The following is a 2,706-nucleotide window of genomic DNA, read 5'->3' as shown; positions in this document are numbered from 1 at the left end:
CGAAAGCGAATCTGATGATTTTGTGCAGTACGAAATCAAGCTTAGTCTGCATAAAGCGGCTACCCAAAAAGTTTTGACTCCAATAGGTATTGATTTTTTTCTGGATAACTTAGAGGTATTCCAATCAAAAGATAACAATTCTCAAGCTCCAAAAGTCTTAATTGACGCTGATCTGATGGAAGAGTTTTTATTACGAAATCAGACGACTCTTAACAGTGAAGCTACTAGGGTTATGGGACTTGTTTTAGAGGGAAAAATTAATCCTTACATCGGCGAAATAGGATTAATCAAAATTTGGCATAATATCAAAAATCTTAAATCTCAAGAATATGCCAATCGTTCGATCATTGAACTTCTGAGTAAGATTAACGTCGGTCAAGTTGACTTGAAAGAAATTGACCTAGAAAAATATCCCAACGTTGATTTAAAAACGGCAATTCAAGTTGAGATTGCCAGAAAGTATAGCCTAGCAGGTATTATCACCATCAGAGATCGAGAATTCATTGCCAGTGGGTATCCTTTTGTGGGTTCTCCTTCCTTATTCTTACAGTTTTTAGGGGAAGATACCTCGCCAGCTTCTATCGAAAGAACTCTCAAAAATTTCGGTAAAGCTGCCATGGAACATGAAAAAGTAAAACTCAATCAGCTTTTAGAAAACGAGCCTCAACAAAACTTATTCTTTGAAGATAATCTTTTCCTTTTTCAAGGCTGGAAAATTGAGAACTTTGAAATTCTTTCTGCTAACAACAATTTAACTTCTGCGACAGTTATCTTATGCAATACAAAAACCCAAGAGCGTTACACTGAATCGGCCTTTAAAAAAAGTCCAGTAGATGCACTTTTTACTGCTTTTAATGAGGCTCTAGCTCATTTAGTTGAAATTAAACATGACCTTAAATCTATCTATGTGGCAAACTTAAAAGAAGGTCAACAAGGAGACGTAACTGTCAAGGTGGTGGTCGAGTATGATGGTAAAGAAGTGATTACCATCTACACCCATGAAAATATTCTCAAGGCTTATTTTTTCGCCTACGTCAAAGCGATGATTGCCGTTTATTCACCCGATGAATATCACCCCGATATTCATAGCACAAAAGAATTGACATATTTGCACAAAATTGGCGAACGAGATTTTCGGGGACTGAATTTCAGCCAAGTCAATTTAATGGATACCCCAGGCAATCTTTCCGATGCAAAATTGATGGGATGTAACTTCAGTCAGGCTAATCTTTCGGGGGTTAATTTAACTGATGCTGATTTAACAGGAGCCGATTTAAGTCATGCCAATTTGAGCAAAGCTGATTTAACAGGAGCCGATTTAAGTCATGCCAATTTGAGTAAAGCTAATCTAACGGGAGCTAACTTGACCGATGTTAAATTAGATGAAAATAATCTAACTCTCCTTGATGGCACAATTTTGACTAACACAATTATGCCTGAAATTAACATTGAAATTAGCGGCGAATCCCGTTTAGAAAAGGTTGCTCAACTACTCAAACACATTGATCCTCAAAGTCAATCTCGAATCTTGGCTGTTCACTCCATGACAGATTGCATCTGGTGGGATAATCCTCTTGGTCAAAAATTCTGGGAAGTTAACAAAGAACTAATCAAAAGGTGGATTTCTATTCAACGAGTCTTTATTCTTCCTGAAGTTCCGACTCCAAAGCATTTACAGGTGATTCAGGAACAACTTAACTCTGGCATAGAAGTTGCTTGGATTTGTCAGGAAAAAGCCAAAGATGTTGAAGAAGGCTATCGTTGGGATGATACCAACCTATTAATTAGCGAAAACTTATCTGTTCCCAGAAATTCTTTTACAGCGAGAAGAACTATGAATGGTCAAACAGAATCAGGTTATATTTCCTATCAAACAAGAGTTGTCGAGACAGATAAAAGTATCTTTAACGCTCTATGGGAAAAATCTGAAAAACTCTCTACTCAAGCTAATATTCAGGAACAATTAGCAAACCTAAGCACCTGACTTTCTTTCCATCTTTAACTTTTCAGGTTTACCAATTCCTTAAAAAGGATGCCGTTGAACTTTCTGAATCAGCCTAATGATTTTTAAAGTCTGCTTGCGGTCATCCTCAACCCACCAAGCCAAATCTTCAAAAGCCAACCGATCAAATTCCAAGCTTTTAGCAATTTTTATCGGATAAACATTGAAGACTGGCTTGGCTCATTTTTCCCGAACTTTATTGTTTTATTAAGTAGGGAGGCACAATTATTTGTAGGATGGGTTAGCGGTAGCGTAACATGAGCGGGAGTTGGGTTTCATGCTTCAAACCAACCTACGTTCTTGGCTCATTTTTCCAGAACTTTATTGTTTTATTAACTGATGATCACAAGACGATCGCTCTTTCTATTCTGTTTGGATAAAAAGCGATCGCTAAAAAGAAATTTCTCGGTCGTTTGTCACACAATCCTGAAGATATAAATCAATTAATTCCTGATAAGAAATTCCTTTTTCTTTTGCTTTTTTTTCAAAGAAATCAATGACATCAATCCTTAAAGGTAAAGTGACCTGCCGCTTGAGTTGTTGAGCAAAAGGATTAGGACGACTTTTCATATTAGCGAGATCATACTCTGATTTCATAAACAATAACCTCGATGAGGACAGTATAGTATTTTGGTTAAATTTAACGACTCAATTATAATACATACAATCAAATTAACGATAGTTCGCTCTTAAAAAATTGTTCT

At 36.5% G+C, this 2,706-nt stretch carries 3 protein-coding genes; 1 reads left to right on the top strand and 2 read right to left on the bottom strand.

Features of this window, described 5'->3' with window-relative positions:
- Positions 1-1,984: pentapeptide repeat-containing protein (locus PX636_RS09870; RefSeq protein WP_288116980.1), on the top strand; the 1,984-nt coding region annotated here is incomplete at its 5' end.
- A 39-nt stretch (positions 1,985-2,023) separates the two neighbouring features.
- Here the strand turns inward: PX636_RS09870 and PX636_RS09865 are convergent.
- Together PX636_RS09865 and PX636_RS09860 are read right to left on the bottom strand one after the other, a co-directional pair.
- Positions 2,024-2,122 (bottom strand): type II toxin-antitoxin system YoeB family toxin, encoded by a 99-nt coding sequence (locus PX636_RS09865; RefSeq protein WP_261779431.1) that lies wholly within the window; start codon positions 2,120-2,122, stop codon positions 2,024-2,026.
- 270 nt (positions 2,123-2,392) lie between these two features.
- Complete coding sequence (locus PX636_RS09860) at positions 2,393-2,599, bottom strand: UPF0223 family protein (RefSeq protein WP_002740011.1); 207 nt, start codon at positions 2,597-2,599, stop codon at positions 2,393-2,395.
- Between the last annotated feature and the right edge of the window lie 107 nt (positions 2,600-2,706).

Source organism: Microcystis sp. M53598_WE2 (assembly GCF_030067735.1).
In the GTDB taxonomy this organism is placed as follows: Bacteria; Cyanobacteriota; Cyanobacteriia; order Cyanobacteriales; family Microcystaceae; genus Microcystis; species Microcystis aeruginosa.
The sequence above is the reverse complement of the archived record's forward strand: the minus strand, read 5'-3'. Positions and strand labels throughout refer to the sequence as shown.